The organism is Fructilactobacillus sp. X3R5C2, from assembly GCF_059901175.1.
In genome coordinates, this window is record NZ_JBWXVC010000001.1 from 61,707 (window position 1) to 78,251 (window position 16,545).

The window sequence follows — 16,545 nt, forward strand, 5'->3', positions numbered from 1 at the left end:
TACATTTTACTTGCGTTATGGTGAATTCCTGCTATCATAAATAGTGAAGATTTGAAGAGGTTCATTTCTGAATCACTTATAGGAGGTTATAAATATGAAACTAACAATTACTGATGACGCAATGGCCTACATGAAGAAAAGATTAGCAGGTGCTAACGCATACCTGTTGGCCGCAAATGACGGATCAAATAACTTCTCTGAAGGTGCCGGCGGTGCTTGCACCGTTGGAGATGCCTTTCAAGTTGTTGGTGTTTCAAAAGCACCATCAGACTATGATGTTAAACTTGAAAACAATCAAGGTGCTGACGTTTTAACCAGCAAGAATGATATGACTTTCTTCGGACCAGGTCTAAAACTTGATTTCAAGAATAACTTCTTACAGTTAAAAGATGACGGTGAAATGATTGATGGTCAAGTTACGACCAACAATCAGGTTGAAAAATAGAATAAGAGATTAATAAGCCAGGGAAGAACCGGAGTAATTGCTTCGGTTCTTTTTTATTAAAAAATGGGATTCACGTCACGTGAGTCCCATTTTCGTTTATTTAAAATGTTTTTTGTAAAATGCCAGCCCAAGGTATCCCAGTAAAAGTAACCAAGAAATAACGCTGATCCAAATCCCAATGATGTGAACGCGGGTGCGGTGATACGTCAATTTGATGGTGTTTGCTCCCTTTTTGACGGGAATGTGGATGGCACGCTTTTGGTCTACTTTAATTGGAACGGCCTGATTGTTAACGGTCACTACGTAGCCAGGGAAGTAAACATTTGGCAAACGAACCCTGGTGGCACTTTCAGCGTCTAACTGGTACTCAATTTGATTGTACGAGGTAGTCCGTTTCTTTTGTTTTAAGCCCTTCTGATTTGGATTCATTTTTAAAATAGAGTGTTCTTTGAGTAGCGGTTCTAGTGAATCGGAAGCATGAGGGAGGTAGTCCCAATAAACAGCCGATTTTCCCACCTTTTCAAATTCCTGTGGTGAAGAAGCCTGAGGTTCCCACGATTTGAGCTGCAAATTGGTGGCAAGTGACGAACAGAGACTAAGTCCTAAAACGCCTAAAATCAGGAGAGCTCCCGTAGAATTGTTTTTGGCAAAAATCTTGGTGATAATTTCTCCGCCTAAAAACGCTAATAGAACGGTGGTGATGATCAGAAAACGGAATGGGAATTGGATCATTCCCACCCACTTTTGCAAAAGGTCCCACGGAAAGAGATTGGAACTAAAAAGCAGAAAGAGCAGTGAGAGGACCGTCATTGATCTAGAGAACAAGTCGATTCGATGCCAGAAGACGAACAGCAAAATGATGATCATTAGTCCGACAATGCCAATGCCAGCGCCATACTGCCACGGTCCGTTCGGAGTGGGACCAAAAAACAGATTGGTGACCGGGATGCTCATGTCTTGGAGGCGACACTTCATGATGGAAATTTCTTGGTCGTAGTGGTAATTCTGAATTAATGGCAGTAAAAAGAAAGCTGACAGAAAAAAGGTTCCGACGGCAGCGGCGATTAGCGCTATGACCCGCTTCACCTTAAGTTTCAATGAATCATGGTTTAACATGATAATAATGATCGTCATGGCGGCAAAGGTACCAGCAATTAAAAACGACAAGAGGTGGGTTAAGACTAAAAATGTTAATCCAACACTTAAGACCCACCACTGACGATAGTTTTTGATACATACTTGATAAATTCCGTAGAGAACAACTGGCAGAAAGACAAACGCCATTCCTTCAGCCACATCAAAGCGAACAAAGAGGTCGAACGTTAGATACGTCGATAAACCGTAGATGATGGCGGATGCGAGCCCAGTCAGTTTCCGATTGGTAATTTTCCAGGTTGCTAGATACATGGAGATAAATACCAGAAAGTGGATTAGGATTAGGTAAAGTAAGTAGGATGTGTACGGATTCTTAATGACCAGATGAATCACGGCCTCGGGTAAGACGGCAAAGATCGGATAGAACCCGTTTAGTGGATAGCCAACCTTGACAAAAGTTTTCGTCATCATCCCTGGAATCATATGTAAGAAGCCACCGTGTTGAACCTGGATGTAACTCTCGTACGCCCGGGCAAGGTGAAAACGCATGTCCTCGCGTGGTAGGACTGGATTGCCAAAGAAATAGGGACTAACGATTGCCACACTTAGAATTAAAAATAAAATCATTGAAAATAGCGTAAAATGCTTATGTAAGAACTTTGAAATGGTAATTCCCCCTTGTGAGTTAATATCATTATTATAGAATAACTTTAAAAGTTATTCTATTTTTTCTCAAAAATGATTGACATTGAGTTTTAAAGCATGTAAAGTAACGACCATTAAAAACAATAAATTAACTAAACGGAAAAGTTGAGTAGACAGAAGAAACTCAAAGAGAGTCTCAGGTTGGTGCGATGAGATGAGTTAGCGCTGTTGAAGATGGACTTGGAGTTTTCATCAGTAAATCGTGAGCTGGTGACGGGATGCCGCCGATATCATGGCCCGGTTATTTTTACAAGTAACCGTTGAGGTAGTCCGTTGTGAGACGGCTATGAACTAAGGTGGTACCGCGGAAGCATTCGTCCTTTTTACAGGATGGATGCTTTTTTGTTTGGTTAATAAATGGGAGGAACGCAGATGAGAAGATGGGTTAAATACTTAATTTGGATTGGAATTATATTGTTTATTGGAATCGCCGGATACTTCAGCTTTTTCCACCAATCAGAAGCTGAAGCGAACACCATTACCGTTGGCATCATGGCCGGATCCAAACAGGAACAGGCCATCTGGAACGAAGTGGCTAAAGACGCCAAGGATAAGTACGGCCTAAACGTTCAGTTTCAGACGTTTACCGATTATTCACAGCCTAACAACGCTCTGACTAACGGAGACATCGACGTGAATGCCTACCAAAACTACCCATTTTTGGACAATTGGAATGACGTCCACCACACGGACATCGTGCCGGTTGGAGATACCGTGATTGAACCGATGAGGATTTACTCTAATCAGTTTAAGTCGGTTAATGAAATTTCCAGTGGAACTTCCATTGCGGTGCCAAACGACACTAACAACGAGTCCCGGGCTTTACACGTCCTTCAGAGTGCGGGGTTGATTAAGTTAAATCCGAAAAAGGCGTTCACCACCGTCAAGGACATTACTAGTAATCCGAAGAACCTGAAGATTAAGGAAGTTGACGCCTCGCAAACGCCACGATTACTGAATTCAGCGGGAGCTTCCGTTGTGAACGGGAACTTCGCTGAAAGTTCGAACCTGAGTCCGAAGAAGGCCATTTATACGGCACCATTTACCAAGGATTCGCATAAGTGGGTCAACTTCATTGCCGCAAAGAAGCGCGACGAACATAGCAAGAAAATCAAGGAATTAGTGAAAGCCTATCAGACCGAGAAGACCGCTAAACTGATTAAGAAAGAGTCCGGGATTAATCAACAAGCGGCTTGGAACCTTAAATTTAAGTAACTCAATAAGAATTCATCAATTAATTGATGAATTCTTTTATTGGTCTGAAACAATGGCTTAATAAATGGTAGAATGAAAAAAACGATGGGAGGGGTCCAAATGGGTTCAGTAGCTACGATTAGAGACGTTGCGTCAGAAGCAGGAGTGTCAACTGCCACCATCTCACGCTACTTAAACGGAAAGACCAACCACATGTCCGATGCTACTGCGAAGCGGGTTACCGAAGCGATCAAGAAGTTGAACTACGTGCCAAACGAATCCGCCAGACAGCTCATTACCAAGCAAAGTCGATTGGTGGCGGTCATTGCGGCGGATGTTGATGATTACTTTTCCACGGAGATTTTTAAGGGTGTTAATTCGGTTTTAAAAAAGAACAACTTCATCGCGGTCTTAATGGACTCCGATAGTGATGAACGGCGGGAACTTGCCACGTTATCGTCACTTAACCAACAAATGTTTGGTGGCGTCTTGATTCAGCCGTTAAGTAACGACCTGGACGCCTTTCAAAGCTCAATTCCCACAAATGTACCGGTGGTCATGTTAGATCGGCAGATTAAGGGCAGTCCGTGGCCGAGTGTGGTTACAAATAACTATGAGGTCAGTAAGAAAGCGGCGCGATACTTTAAAGACCAGGGATTAAGCCACGTCTTTGTGATTACAAATAATGTAAAAAACGTTTCCACCCGAGAACAACGACTGAACGGGATTAAAGCAGTCTATGGGAACCACGTCACGATCATTCAACCGGGAAACGATGAGGCTTCATTTCGTCAGGCATACTCCAAACTGAAAAATGACATCAAAGAAACAAATGGGGGTCTGATTTTTGCTTTAAAGGAACGGTGGCTCTTGAAGTTTTTGCCTAAGTTGATTCGGGATGGAGTCATCCGGAAGTCCGATGGGGTGCACATGACGGGATTTTCCGACACTTCACTGGTAGATAATATTGATCCAGGAATCAAGGTTATTAATCAGGATCCGTTTCAGATTGGGGTGAATGCAGCTCAGATCCTGATTGAGGGGATTGAGAGTGATTTTCAACCGATTGCGAAAAAAATTGAGATTCCAGCCCAATTTTAAAATAATAAGACTAGCCAGTGCGGCTGGTCTTTTTTTATGGCGTCATGGAAAACGATTACATATTTTTAGAAAAAAGATTACCAAATAGTATTGACTACTTTTATGTAAACGTTTACCATAAATATCAATATGAAAGCGGTATCAAATTAAAAAAGGAGTGAATACTGATGCGATTGTTTTTAAATACATGGATCTTTGTAAATGACATCGAAGCCGGTACGAGTCAGGCAGCGTTATTTCCACGCGTGAAGCAAATGAACGTTGACGGGATTGAGGTTCGACGAGAATACATCAAGGATTTTTCAAAGGAACTAGATGAGATTGATGATGCCAGATTGAGAACGGGATTACTAGTGAATTACAGTGTCCCCGATGAGCTGTTTTTAAAGGACGGTTCGGTTAATCCGAAATTGAAGCAGTATTTCAACGAGGGGCAACAAATGGGAATTACTAAAATCAAGTTTAACGTGGGAAACTTCCGGGCTTTCCATGGTGACTTAGCTCACGCGTTTGATGGTTTACCACTCGATCAGATTCAAATGAACGTGGAAAACGATCAAACCAAATTGAGTGGCAACATGGCTAATGTTAAACACTTTTTAAACCAAGCGAAAAAGAATGGGCTGCCCATTAAGTACGTGTATGACCTTGGAAACTGGGCGTTTACCCATCAAAGTGCGGACTATGCGGCTGATTCTTTGTACCAGTATACCGATTATATTCATCTAAAGAATGTCAACCAGTTTGATGAAGATGACTTACAGACCGCGGACGATCTAAACGACGGCATGTTTGATTGGAAAAACATCCTGAACGAGTTACCGAAAACGGCGGATTTGGCGCTTGAATTCCCGATGGAAGACGACGAACACGTTGAACGTCAAGTCAAGTTGCTGAGAGATGAGGTGATGTAGTTGATGAATACCATTATTGCGATTCTGTTACTAATTACCTTTGCTGGCTTTATCTTTTACATTGTTAAAGGTGGGGACCTAACCATTGGTTTCTTCGTGATGGCGATTCTTTGGACCGTCATCGGCCTAATCCCATATCACACCGCTTTGACGGCGGTCTTCTCAACACCCGCTCTGAAGTATGGTTCGACGATTATCTACATTGTCTTTGGTTCATGGTTTGGACGGGTGCTGGTTGACAGTGGCATTGCGCCATCAATTTCACAGAAAACGAATAAGGTTGGGAAATCGCATCCCTTACTAGCCGCCATCCTGATTGTCTTAGTTACGGCCCTGCTGTTTGTCAGTTCCTACGGAGTGGGTTCGGTCATTGCCATCGGTGTCATTTTGTTACCAATCCTCTTGTCGTTGGGGATTCCACGAGACGTGGCCCTAACGACGTTTGCCTTGTCGATTGGCTCGGCCATGTACGTCAACGTCGTGTTATTTAATCAGATTAAGGCGTTCTTCCCCAAGGCTCAATACAATCTGCATTACCTTGAATTTGGGTGGGCGGCCATGGCGGTGCAACTAATTGCGGTGATCTTGTTTCTAGTGATGAAACGTCACACGTTCAATCCAAAGAATGCCGAGGCCAACCTGAAGAAAATCGGGGCAACTGACCCGGGAGACGTCGACAAGATTCCGTACATTGCGTACGCTATCCCAGTTGTTCCCGTTATTTTGAACATGGCGCTCGGCTGGGATGCCATTCCGGCTTTGATCCTTTCTAGTATCCTAGCGATGCTTGTGACTGGTAAGATGAACGGCTACAAAAAATTCAAAGAATTTCTTAATACCACGATTAAACAGTCCATTAACGACATTTCGGGCTTAATCATGTTCTTGATGGCACTGGTTATGTTTGCCGGTGCGGCTCAGTTAAACGCTGGTCGTTTCAAGGGAATCTTCAGTGCCATCCTACCAAACAGTCATTTACTTCTAGCACTTGGAATCGGGGTTCTTGCTCCCTTAGCATTGTTTAGAGGACCACTTCAGGTCTGGGGTGCAGGAGCTGCGACGGCCGCCGTCCTTTCCGCTACTGGAATGTTTAATGACATGTTCCTCTTACCATTAATGTACGTTCCAACCCTGATGGCGGTTTCAACTGATATCACTCAGTCATGGAACGTCTGGGGCCTTGACTACATGAAGGTTCGTCCTCAGCAACTGTTGAAACTGGGAGTTCCGATCATGTGGATTGTCTCCATTTTAAACGAAATATTAGTGTACTTATTCTTCGGATAGATGATTAAAGAAAGGTGAAAATTATGAGTGAATTTCTGACAATTGGTGAACCAGTGGTGACGTTCGCCTCAACCGATCCTGACGCTACTTTAGCTGATTCAACCCACTATCTAAAAATCCTCGGAGGGGCAGAACTAAACGTGGCCATTGGTGCTAAACGACTGGGACATTCCGCTGAGTATGTGTCTCAAGTAGGAACCGATCCGCTGGGTAAATACGCCAAAGACGTGATTATCGACCACGGCGTTGGCATTGACTATGTTAAAGACGATCCCGATCATTGGACGGGTCATCAATTAAAACAGATGGTAACGCATGGTGATCCCCAGACGTTCAACTATCGCACGGGATCGGCTGCTTCGCATTTAAAACGGGGAGTCATTGACGAGATTAATCTTGACGACGTCAAAATGGCTCATCTAACGGGGATCTTCCCGGCTTTGTCAGCTGAAGCGGAAGGCTCATATCGTGCATTAATGGACCGATTGATTAATAATGAAATCAAGATAACGTTTGATCCAAACCTGCGTCCCGGACTGTGGGGTGATCATGATCGAATGATTAAAACGATTAACGAATTGGCTAAAAACGCTGACATTGTGATGCCAGGTGTAAACGAAGGCAAGGTCCTCATGGGAAGTGATGACCCAGAAAAAATCGCTGACTTTTACCTCCAAAATGGTGAACGCACGAACGCGGTGCTCATTAAGTTGGGCTCGGATGGTGCGTATGTGAAGACCAAAGATGGAGATTCGTACACGGTCTCCGGTTTTAAGGTCGATCACGTCGTCGACACGGTTGGTGCCGGTGATGGGTTTGCGCTCGGGGTAATTACCGCACTATTAGAGGGCAAAAATCTAAAGAGTGCGGTCATGCGTGGAAATGCCGTTGGAGCGCTTCAGGTTCAGACGCCCGGTGATAACGACGGCTATCCTACTCCAAGTGAATTAAATGAATTTTATAAAAAAGAACACGTTAGTGAATCGTAAGTAGATGGGAGAGATTATGATGGCTAAAAAAGTTGCAGTACAAGCAAGTTTGGCTCCAGATGGAAAACAGCTACTGAAAGACAGTGGCTTTGATGTTGTGGAATTACCTGACAAGAAGATTTCAACGTTGCTTGACATGGCCGCCGATGCTTATGGCATCCTGATTGGCACGACCCCGTTTCCAAATGACACCATTGAAAAGATGCCGAACTTAAAAATCATTGCTAGAAACGGTGTGGGTTATGACAACATCGATGTTCCCTTTATGTTACAACATGGCATATATGTAACAATTACGCCGCTCGCCAATGCCTCAACGGTTGCGGAGACGACGTTAGCCGAAATCTTTGACGTATCAAAGAACGTTACCAATGATTCGCACGAGATGCGTAAGGGGAACTGGAACTACAAGAAAGATCATATGGGTTTTGATTTAGAAGGCAAGGTCCTCGGAATTCTCGGTTATGGCCGAATCGGCAAGATGGTCGCTAAGAAGGTGAGTGGACTGGGGATGAATGTCATCTACAATTCACCACATGCTGAAGACTCTGAATACGGTAAAGCGGTTAATCGCGATGCCATCTTTACTGATTCAGATATCGTCACTTTACACATGCCAGTGCTACCCTCTACTAAACAAAGCGTTGGTAAACGTGAATTTGAGATGATGGACAACTCGGCGGTTCTCATTAATTTGGCTCGTGGAGCACTCATTAATACAGATGATCTAATCGACGCTTTAAAGAGTCACGAAATTAAGGCCGCTGCCCTGGATGTGTTTGATTCTGAACCGCTACCAATGGACAGTCCACTCTACAAGCTGGATAACGTCTTGTTGACACCGCACATTGCCTCTAACACGGTGGAATGCATGAACCGGATGGCGCATGACGCTGCCAGTGAAATTGTAAAAGTCCTAAAGGGTGAACAACCACAGTGGGCGGTTAAAAAGTAAAAGAATTAATTAAGAACTGGGATGCAATGGTCTCAGTTCTTTTTTATTTAAGAAAATCTTTAAAAAGTAATTGTCATCATCTTTTTTTCACGGTACAATTCAATGCAATACAAATGAAAAGGAGTGATGCATATGCATAATATGTTCAAGAAAGAATCGGTTGCTAGTTTCGTCAAAGCCGATGCTGGCTTAAAGCGAACGCTGACCGCTAAAGATCTAATCGGTCTTGGCGTCGGAGCCGTTGTCGGAACTGGGATCTTTATTCTTCCAGGACACGAAGCGGCTTTACACGCAGGACCAGCGGTTGCACTGGCATTCTTGCTTGCTGCCATCTTAGCTGGGGTCGTGGGTATGGCGTATGCCGAGTTTTCGTCGGCGATGCCCGTTGCTGGTTCAGCATACTCCTTTGGAAGCGTCGTTTACGGCGAGATTATCGGGTGGATTCTTGGTTGGGGACTAATCCTAGAGTACTTCTTGGCGGTTTCCGCTGAGGCCACCGGATTTGCTTCGTACTTTAATAACAATATTTTAGCCGCCATTGGGATTAACATTCCGAAGTTTCTTCAAAGTGGGCCAATGGAAGGTGGCATCGTCAACATCAGTGCCGTTGTCATTACCCTGTTAGTTGGATTACTCGCTTTAATGGGAACTAATTTTTCCAAGAAGATTGAGAACGTTGCCGTGCTGGTCAAGATTGGCATCATTGTTTTGTTTATCGTTGTGGGTGTTTTTTACATCAAGTCAAGTAACTACGTTCCGTTTTACCCCAAGCAATTTCACACCCCACCGTTTGGTTTGGGTGGAATTTCGACCGCCGCTGCGACCGTCTTTTTTGCCTTCATGGGCTTTGACGCGTTGGCATCGAACTCCGCTGAAACCATTAATCCTAATAAGAATATGGCCAAGGGAATTCTTGGAACCGTTCTGATTGCGGCCGTCCTGTACGTCGGGTTCTCTTTGGTCCTGACTGGAATGGTTCATTACTCACTACTAAACGTTGACGATCCAGCCGCTTTGGCATTCTCCATGGTGCACCTGAACTTCATGAACAAGGCCATCACGATTGGAGCACTGTTTGGGATTTTCACCGCCATGGTCACCATGGTCATCGGGAGTTCCCGACTGGTTTACTCACTTGGACGTGACGGACTAATTTCTAAGAAAATGGGGAAGATTAACCACAAGACTGGAATTCCAACCTACGCGGTTTGGTTGGCTGTTATCATTCAGGCCATCTTTGCTGGAGTTGTTCCATTGACTCAACTAGTTTCATTGATTAACGCTGGAACCTTGGTTGCGTTTGCCTTTATCTCATTTGGGATCATTCCATTGAGACGAAGAAAGGACATCAAGAATACTGGTTACAAGATGCCCCTTTACCCGTACTTGCCAATCCTAGCCGGACTGATGAGTATCTACTTCATTATCATGTTACCGAACGTGACCAAGATTGCGGTAATTGGTTGGTTAGCATTGGGAATCGTGATCTACTTTGTTTACGGGATTCACCATTCTCGATTGCAAAATGAAGAATAATTGATAAATGGGAAGCCGTGAAATGGCTTCCCATTATTTATACATAATTGTTGAGAAATATATTCAAATGTGGTGAAATAATATCAAATAAATTATGGGAGTAAAATATGACTACAAAACAACCAATTGAAATTCTTGTAACTATCAATCAAGGGTACATTAGTCCATTAAAAATTATGTTATATTCACTTAGACTTAACAATCCAGATGTTAATTTTAGAATTTGGGTTTTACAAGCTGATTTTACACCAGAAAATAATCAACAACTTATTAATTATGCTGGTGAACTGCATATGGAACTTCAATCAATCCAAACGGGTCAAAATTTAAAAATTCCAGATTCTTTTTTAAGTGTTTATCATTATCCAAAAGAAATGTATTTTAGATTGTTATGTGGTAATGTTCTACCAAAAGATTTAAAAAAAGTAATTTATTTGGATCCTGATCTTTTAGTTATTAACGACATTCAACCTCTTTGGAATCTCCCCTTAGATGGAAAAATGTTTGCGGCTGCAGTTCATAAAGGGCTTACTGACATGATGAGATCTATTAATAATCTACGTCTTGATACCGATGGGGGTTATTATAATTCAGGAGTTATGGTGATGAATTTGGATCAAATGCGTAAAAAAATTAGGCTTCAAGACATTATTGATACTATTAAAAAGTACAATGATTATCTAATTTTACCAGATCAAGATATTCTAAATTATTTATATGGCAGTGATACCAAGGAAATCTCTGAAGATATCTGGAATTTTGATGCGCGTCAATCTTTAAATTATTTAACTCGTAGTGGGGGAAAAGAAGACCTTGATTGGGTTATGAAAAATACGGTTATAATTCATTTCTGTGGTAAACCCAAACCATGGCAGCTTAATAGTAATTCTCCATATACAGCACTTTGGCTTAATTACCAACAAATTGTTACCAATCAATTAAATTAAAATACAAAATATATAGATTATATACTGGTTAATCATGATTTATTTTTGAACTGGCATTTAAATAAGAAAGAAATGGAAAACTAAAAATAGTTTTCCGTTTTTTATATCTTAGAAGCATTTAGCTGTGATAAAATTAACATAAAGATTGATTATTATAGTAAGTGAGGAAATTGAACGATGGATAAGAAAGTGGCTCTAGTGACAGGTGCTGGACAAGGAATCGGAGAGGCCATTGCCAAACGATTGAGTAAAGATGGCTTTTCCGTGGCACTGGTTGGTCGTCATTTGGATAAGGTGGAAGAGGTTGCTAAGGAGATTCAAAGTGACAATGGGGACGCCATTGCCATTAAAGCCGATGTTGCTAATCGTGACGAAGTTTTTGCAGCCGTTGAAAAGGCCGCTAAACATTTTGGTGACTTCAACGTGATTGTGAACAACGCTGGAATTGCGCCAACCACACCAATCCAGACCGTTACTCCAGAGGTCTTGGAACAAGCCGAAAAAATTAACGTGGGTGGTACTATTTGGGGAATTCAGGCTGCCGCTAAGAAATTCAAAGAACTTGGTCATGGCGGTAAGATTATTAATGCTTCATCTCAAGCTGGGATGACCGGTAATGAGAACTTGACCGTTTATGGTTCAACTAAGTTCGCTATCAGAGGAATTACTGAAACAACCGCCAAGGAACTTGCCGATGACGGGATTACCGTTAATGCATACTGCCCTGGCATCGTGGTCACTCCCATGATGAATGATATTGCCCAAAATGTGGCTGATGAAGCCGGAAAACCATTTGAATGGGGAATGGAACAGTTTGCAAAGAACATTGCCTTGAAACGACTTTCAAAACCTGAAGACGTGGCTGGCTGTGTTTCATTCTTAGCTGGTCCTGACTCTAACTACATGACTGGTCAGTCATTGTTAATTGATGGTGGAATGGTATTTAACTAAATAGATCGGAACTCTAGCTTTAGCTGGGGTTCTTTTAATACATACGAAAAGGGGAAAGAAAAATGACATTAAAAACAAGGTTTTGTCCTAACTGTGGAGCTGAAATTCCAGTTGACGTGAAGTTCTGTACGAAATGTGGGTACAAACAACCTACTATTGATGAATTGGAAGAAATGAATCAGGAAGAGGAGACAACTACGGTTGAGATTGGTCCAAATGAAAAACAAGACGATGGTCAACTTGAAATTGTGATTCCTGTTTCAGCTGGTGCAATTCCTGATGGATATGAATTCAAGCAAAACGGGTCAGTGGCGTTAAGTGACCACTATATTCCAGATGATGATCAGATTTTGCGTGAATTTCAACAGAAAGCTTTTAATAAAATTAGAGATATTGTGAAAGAAAATAATTGTGATGGTGCCTTTAACTTGGCAATTCAGACTCAAATTGACGGAGATAGTTCAAAAATGTTCACTTTCGCCTATTTTGACATGGCAAATAGTGTAAAATAAAAGTAGATGTTACATTAGCATCGATTTAAATACATACTATGGAGGTTTTACGATGGATGACACCAAGCACTGTCCCAATTGTGGCAAGTTGTTAAAGGCGGATGTTAAATTCTGTCCTTATTGCGGTCAAGCTCAACCCGAGATGGCTGATGCCCAAAGTAATCAAAGCACTGATAATCAACAGGCTAATTATGGTTATCAAGAAACTAATAATGAGCAGCAGACTTATCGGGCAGAATCTGATAATGGAGCGGATATTCGCTCGAAATATTCATCACCTAACATGATTACATCGTTTAAGGATTTATTTGGGAACATGTTTCATATTTCTGGAAGGATGAGCAGAGCGTCGTATTGGTGGTCATACTTAGATGTATGTTTAATTACAGTTGCTTTTTATTTCTTGATGTCTGTGTTCGGTAGTATAGATTCTTCGGTGGCATACGCGATTACAATATTGATTGGAATTGCATTTCTTGTTTTTGGTGTTGCCGCGGGTATTGCACAAATCACTTCTACGTGTCGTAGATTTCATGACATCAATTATTCAGCTGGTTTCTGGTGGTTACAACTGATTCCATTTGTTGGAAGTATCATCGTTTTCATTTTCATGCTGTTTAGCTCTGTGGACGAAGGCAATCGCTTTGGCGGACCAGATGTTAGCTACTTGAAGAAATTAAAATAGTTAGTAAAAAAACACTGCTTAATGGGCAGTGTTTTTTTACTAACTATTATTGTTGTGGACCCATAACAAAGTGTTTTCCCGATTTCATATTATTTCCCCAATTGATATTAATAGCGGTTTTAGTTAGGTGGAAAGTATCAGTGAGACTACTAGCTAATTGTAAGGGGAGTTTTTTAGGATCTTCGTTAGAATCGTCATTGTTTAGAACTTTATACATGTAAAATGACTGATTTTGGTGTGGTAGTTTGGCTTTGATCAGATAAAAGCTGCCATAATTTGTATTCTTTTTATCGTTTGGATGCTTTATGTAAAATTTATATGATTTGTCTTTCGTATTATAACATTAACGTGGCATGTGCTTCATTAAGTTCATCACTTAATGAAAATCCATTAGGTGCATCGTTGTCGGGACGGGCTGTGTGATTAATTGACTTAATCACGCTACTGGCATTGGTGTCCTGATTAGGGAAGACATGGCGCGCCCTAAAGTAGAAGTTCAAACCGAAAATAACGGCAAGGACAATGGTTCCAATCCCACCTAGAAGTTTCTTCAAGTTACTTTTATTGTTTTGGGGATGATTCTCAGTCGGACTGGTTTTGGGTTGTTGCTTGGTTGTCTGTGGCTGCTCAGCCCCACAATATTGACAAAAGCTCGCGTCTTTTTTGATCTTTTTACCACAGTTGACACAAAACTTTGTATTATTCATTAGATTTCATCTTACTTTCAAAATACTTGTGAACCCATGACCATCCCGAAAATAATTCCAATGATCATCAAAACGACTGACGCAATTATCAAAATAATTCCAGCATTTTGGTGGTATTTGAGTTCGATTGCGCCAAGCACAATTCCAATAATTCCAAACACGATGGGGACAAAAAGGGTCGACAAAACGGCGGAAATCCAACCGAACACCAGTAGAAGGGTACTGATGGTTTCAGGATTGCCTTGATTGCTAGTAGTCTGAGGTTGCATACTTGCTGGACTTGGTTGTGACTCATTATGCGGGGTAGAATTGATTTCTGGTTGTTTGGCACCACAATATTGACAAAACTTCGTTTCTTTGGGAATCTTCTTGCCGCATTTAACGCAGAATTTTTCGTTAGTGTTATTCATTGAGATAAGCCTCCATCTTGTGATTGAATTCATTATTCACATTAATAATACCATTCCCTTGCTACTCCCGCAATTGAAGGCTGAATTAAGAGAAATAAAAAACGTTCGACTGAATTTATTTTCAATCGAACGTTTTTGAAACGGTTATTTGTATTGTTTAGCTTCCTCATCACTGCAGTACAGCCAGTGACCAGGACGGACTTCTTGAAGGTATTGGTCTTCTTTAAATGGTTGACTGTGGTCGAACTTGATAATCTTGTGCTGTTTCTCTGAGTGTGGGTCAGGAACTGGCACTGCTGACAACAAGCTTTGGGTGTACTTGTGAAGTGGATGGTTGTATAACTCATCGGTATCAGCCATTTCCACGATTTTACCAGCGTACATGACGGCGATTCGGTCACTAATGTACTTCACCATTGAAAGGTCATGAGCGATGAATAGGTACGTTAGACCCTCTTTTTCTTGAATGTCCTGCATTAGGTTTACGACCTGAGCCTGAACGGAAACGTCCAGGGCGGAAATTGGTTCATCAGCGATGATGAACTTCGGCTTAACCGCTAGGGCTCTAGCGATTCCAATTCGTTGTCGTTGACCACCAGAGAACTCGTAGGGGTAACGACTGGCATGTTCTTCGTTTAGGTTAACGAGGTGAAGGAGCTCTCGAACTCGGTTATCTCGTTCATCAGAATCTTTAACCAGGTGATTGATATCAAGGCCTTCGGCGATGATATCCTCCACTTTCATTCGGGGGTTCAGTGAGGCATACGGATCCTGAAAGATCATCTGCATCTGACTTCGGAGGTTTTTCATCTGTTTGCGTTTTAGCTTCGAGATGTTTTGCCCCTCAAAGTCAATTTCACCATCAGTTGGGTCGTATAAACGAATGATGTCTCTTCCAGTCGTACTTTTACCAGAACCAGATTCACCAACCAGTCCCAGCGTTTCACCAGGATAAATGTTGAATGAGATGTCGTCAACGGCCTTAACTTCGTCGGGCTTTCCGACGTTAAAGTATTGTTTTAAATGTTTAACTGAAACAATTGGGTCCCTTTTAGTCATGGTCGTTTTCACCTCGTTTCTTAAATTCAGCCTGACGCTTTTGAATTGATTCCGGTGGGGTAACCTTTGGAGCTCGCTTGTCTAACAACCAGGTGGCGGCGTAGTGGCTGTCACTGACCTTGAAGAAGGGTGGTTGTTGTTCATGGTCAATCTTTAAAGCGTACTTGTTACGGGCATAGAAAGCGTCACCCTTTGGTGGGTTAATCAAGTTTGGCGGGGTACCCGGAATCGTGTTTAATCGATCACTCTTCATGGATAAAGTTGGCATGGAATCAAGTAGTCCCCACGTGTAGGGATGTTGTGGATTGTAGAAAATGTCGTCAACGGTTCCATACTCGACAATCTTACCGGCGTACATGACGGCTACTCGATCGGCGATGTTGGCAACCACTCCTAGGTCATGGGTGATGAAGATAATCGACGTTCCAATTCTGTCCTTTAACTCTCTTAGTAGCTTAATGATTTGAGCTTGAACCGTAACGTCCAGGGCGGTAGTCGGTTCGTCGGCAATCAGAATATCGGGTTTATCGATAATTGCCATCGCAATCACGATTCTTTGTCGTTGACCACCGGAGAACTGGTGGGGATAGTCGCGCATTCGTTCTCTAGCGTTGGGAATTCCAACTTCTTCTAAGACTTCAGCGGCCTGTTCAAGGGCTTTACCCTTAGACATTCCCTCGTGAACTCGGAGTGGTTCGGCCACCTGATTACCGATGTTCATGGTGGGGTCCAGTGAGGTCATTGGATCCTGAGAAATCATGGCAATCTTGCCGCCCCGAATCTTATCCATTTGTTTTTTGGATTCTTTTAAAATATCTTTGCCTTCAAAATCAATTGTACCGTTGGTGATGGTTTCGTTATCAGCTAGGAGACGCATGATCGTTCTCACGGTGATTGACTTACCTGAGCCAGATTCACCAACGAGCGCTAACGTTTCTCCCTTGTCAAGGTGAAAGCTAACGTCACGAATGGCTTTCACGGTTCCGTTTAGCGTAGCAAAATCAATTGACAGGTTTTTAACGTCTAAAACTTTTTGAGCCATCTTATCTGTCT

The 16,545-nt window shown here is 42.2% G+C and carries 17 protein-coding genes and 1 other annotated feature; of the genes, 12 read left to right on the forward strand and 5 right to left on the reverse strand.

All coding sequences use genetic code 11. The features are described 5' to 3' along the window. Positions 1-94: 94 nt before the first annotated feature. Complete coding sequence (locus AC6UD4_RS00275) at positions 95-445, forward strand: iron-sulfur cluster biosynthesis family protein (protein ID WP_500693299.1); 351 nt, start codon at positions 95-97, stop codon at positions 443-445. Between the two features lie 96 nt (positions 446-541). Here AC6UD4_RS00275 and AC6UD4_RS00280 read toward each other — a convergent pair whose 3' ends face one another. Continuing rightward, positions 542-2,167: a YfhO family protein gene (locus tag AC6UD4_RS00280; RefSeq protein ID WP_500693300.1), complete on the reverse strand. Its 1,626-nt coding sequence runs from the start codon at positions 2,165-2,167 to the stop codon at positions 542-544. Between the two features lie 168 nt (positions 2,168-2,335). Continuing rightward, positions 2,336-2,570, forward strand: a binding site (T-box leader). Positions 2,571-2,617: 47 nt separating this feature from the next. On the opposite strand from AC6UD4_RS00280, the gene AC6UD4_RS00285 reads away from it, so the two are divergent. The 11 genes from AC6UD4_RS00285 (at position 2,618) to AC6UD4_RS00335 (ending at position 13,316) form a co-directional block, all read left to right on the forward strand. After that, positions 2,618-3,460, forward strand: a complete 843-nt coding sequence (locus AC6UD4_RS00285; protein WP_500693301.1) for a MetQ/NlpA family ABC transporter substrate-binding protein — start codon at positions 2,618-2,620, stop codon at positions 3,458-3,460. 99 nt (positions 3,461-3,559) lie between these two features. Next, positions 3,560-4,540, forward strand: coding sequence for a LacI family DNA-binding transcriptional regulator (locus tag AC6UD4_RS00290; RefSeq protein ID WP_500693302.1), 981 nt, complete (start codon positions 3,560-3,562; stop codon positions 4,538-4,540). A gap of 167 nt (positions 4,541-4,707) precedes the next feature. Continuing rightward, on the forward strand, positions 4,708-5,454 hold the full coding sequence (locus tag AC6UD4_RS00295) for a sugar phosphate isomerase/epimerase family protein (protein WP_500693303.1): 747 nt from the start codon (positions 4,708-4,710) through the stop codon (positions 5,452-5,454). Next, positions 5,455-6,741, forward strand: coding sequence for a Na+/H+ antiporter NhaC family protein (locus tag AC6UD4_RS00300; protein ID WP_500693304.1), 1,287 nt, complete (start codon positions 5,455-5,457; stop codon positions 6,739-6,741). It begins immediately after the preceding gene. Positions 6,742-6,764: 23 nt separating this feature from the next. After that, entirely contained in the window at positions 6,765-7,730 is a 966-nt protein-coding gene (locus AC6UD4_RS00305) for a sugar kinase (protein WP_500693305.1), read from the forward strand. Positions 7,731-7,749: 19 nt separating this feature from the next. After that, positions 7,750-8,685, forward strand: coding sequence for a phosphoglycerate dehydrogenase (locus tag AC6UD4_RS00310; RefSeq protein ID WP_500693306.1), 936 nt, complete (start codon positions 7,750-7,752; stop codon positions 8,683-8,685). A 132-nt stretch (positions 8,686-8,817) separates the two neighbouring features. Further along, on the forward strand, positions 8,818-10,221 hold the full coding sequence (locus AC6UD4_RS00315) for an APC family permease (protein WP_500693307.1): 1,404 nt from the start codon (positions 8,818-8,820) through the stop codon (positions 10,219-10,221). A 107-nt stretch (positions 10,222-10,328) separates the two neighbouring features. Continuing rightward, complete coding sequence (locus AC6UD4_RS00320) at positions 10,329-11,168, forward strand: glycosyltransferase family 8 protein (protein ID WP_500693308.1); 840 nt, start codon at positions 10,329-10,331, stop codon at positions 11,166-11,168. Between the two features lie 177 nt (positions 11,169-11,345). Next, a complete protein-coding gene (locus AC6UD4_RS00325) occupies positions 11,346-12,119 on the forward strand; it encodes a (S)-acetoin forming diacetyl reductase (protein ID WP_500693309.1) in 774 nt (257 codons plus the stop codon). A gap of 62 nt (positions 12,120-12,181) precedes the next feature. Continuing rightward, positions 12,182-12,631, forward strand: a complete 450-nt coding sequence (locus AC6UD4_RS00330) for a zinc ribbon domain-containing protein (RefSeq protein ID WP_500693310.1) — start codon at positions 12,182-12,184, stop codon at positions 12,629-12,631. A 52-nt stretch (positions 12,632-12,683) separates the two neighbouring features. Continuing rightward, on the forward strand, positions 12,684-13,316 hold the full coding sequence (locus tag AC6UD4_RS00335; RefSeq protein WP_500693311.1) for a DUF805 domain-containing protein: 633 nt from the start codon (positions 12,684-12,686) through the stop codon (positions 13,314-13,316). A gap of 335 nt (positions 13,317-13,651) precedes the next feature. On the opposite strand, the gene AC6UD4_RS00340 is transcribed toward AC6UD4_RS00335, so the two are convergent. The 4 genes from AC6UD4_RS00340 to AC6UD4_RS00355 all read right to left on the reverse strand — a co-directional run bounded on the left by AC6UD4_RS00340 (position 13,652) and on the right by AC6UD4_RS00355 (position 16,534). Then, positions 13,652-14,023 (reverse strand): zinc-ribbon domain-containing protein, encoded by a 372-nt coding sequence (locus tag AC6UD4_RS00340; protein WP_500693313.1) that lies wholly within the window; start codon positions 14,021-14,023, stop codon positions 13,652-13,654. A gap of 17 nt (positions 14,024-14,040) precedes the next feature. Then, a complete protein-coding gene (locus AC6UD4_RS00345) occupies positions 14,041-14,433 on the reverse strand; it encodes a zinc-ribbon domain-containing protein (protein ID WP_500693314.1) in 393 nt (130 codons plus the stop codon). A gap of 144 nt (positions 14,434-14,577) precedes the next feature. Further along, positions 14,578-15,492, reverse strand: coding sequence for an ABC transporter ATP-binding protein (locus tag AC6UD4_RS00350; RefSeq protein ID WP_500693315.1), 915 nt, complete (start codon positions 15,490-15,492; stop codon positions 14,578-14,580). Continuing rightward, complete coding sequence (locus AC6UD4_RS00355; protein ID WP_500693316.1) at positions 15,485-16,534, reverse strand: ABC transporter ATP-binding protein; 1,050 nt, start codon at positions 16,532-16,534, stop codon at positions 15,485-15,487. The genes AC6UD4_RS00350 and AC6UD4_RS00355 overlap by 8 nt, the downstream gene beginning before the upstream one ends. Positions 16,535-16,545: the final 11 nt, after the last annotated feature.

What these genes read in the sequence shown, in the direction of transcription:
- AC6UD4_RS00275 (WP_500693299.1), top strand. Translation starts at nt 95, where the DNA reads ATGAAACTAACAATTACTGATGACGCAATGGCCTACATGAAGAAAAGA.
- AC6UD4_RS00280 (WP_500693300.1), bottom strand. Translation starts at nt 2,167, where the DNA reads ATGATTTTATTTTTAATTCTAAGTGTGGCAATCGTTAGTCCCTATTTC.
- AC6UD4_RS00285 (WP_500693301.1), top strand. Translation starts at nt 2,618, where the DNA reads ATGAGAAGATGGGTTAAATACTTAATTTGGATTGGAATTATATTGTTT.
- AC6UD4_RS00290 (WP_500693302.1), top strand. Translation starts at nt 3,560, where the DNA reads ATGGGTTCAGTAGCTACGATTAGAGACGTTGCGTCAGAAGCAGGAGTG.
- AC6UD4_RS00295 (WP_500693303.1), top strand. Translation starts at nt 4,708, where the DNA reads ATGCGATTGTTTTTAAATACATGGATCTTTGTAAATGACATCGAAGCC.
- AC6UD4_RS00305 (WP_500693305.1), top strand. Translation starts at nt 6,765, where the DNA reads ATGAGTGAATTTCTGACAATTGGTGAACCAGTGGTGACGTTCGCCTCA.
- AC6UD4_RS00310 (WP_500693306.1), top strand. Translation starts at nt 7,750, where the DNA reads ATGGCTAAAAAAGTTGCAGTACAAGCAAGTTTGGCTCCAGATGGAAAA.
- AC6UD4_RS00315 (WP_500693307.1), top strand. Translation starts at nt 8,818, where the DNA reads ATGCATAATATGTTCAAGAAAGAATCGGTTGCTAGTTTCGTCAAAGCC.
- AC6UD4_RS00320 (WP_500693308.1), top strand. Translation starts at nt 10,329, where the DNA reads ATGACTACAAAACAACCAATTGAAATTCTTGTAACTATCAATCAAGGG.
- AC6UD4_RS00325 (WP_500693309.1), top strand. Translation starts at nt 11,346, where the DNA reads ATGGATAAGAAAGTGGCTCTAGTGACAGGTGCTGGACAAGGAATCGGA.
- AC6UD4_RS00330 (WP_500693310.1), top strand. Translation starts at nt 12,182, where the DNA reads ATGACATTAAAAACAAGGTTTTGTCCTAACTGTGGAGCTGAAATTCCA.
- AC6UD4_RS00335 (WP_500693311.1), top strand. Translation starts at nt 12,684, where the DNA reads ATGGATGACACCAAGCACTGTCCCAATTGTGGCAAGTTGTTAAAGGCG.
- AC6UD4_RS00340 (WP_500693313.1), bottom strand. Translation starts at nt 14,023, where the DNA reads ATGAATAATACAAAGTTTTGTGTCAACTGTGGTAAAAAGATCAAAAAA.
- AC6UD4_RS00345 (WP_500693314.1), bottom strand. Translation starts at nt 14,433, where the DNA reads ATGAATAACACTAACGAAAAATTCTGCGTTAAATGCGGCAAGAAGATT.
- AC6UD4_RS00350 (WP_500693315.1), bottom strand. Translation starts at nt 15,492, where the DNA reads ATGACTAAAAGGGACCCAATTGTTTCAGTTAAACATTTAAAACAATAC.
- AC6UD4_RS00355 (WP_500693316.1), bottom strand. Translation starts at nt 16,534, where the DNA reads ATGGCTCAAAAAGTTTTAGACGTTAAAAACCTGTCAATTGATTTTGCT.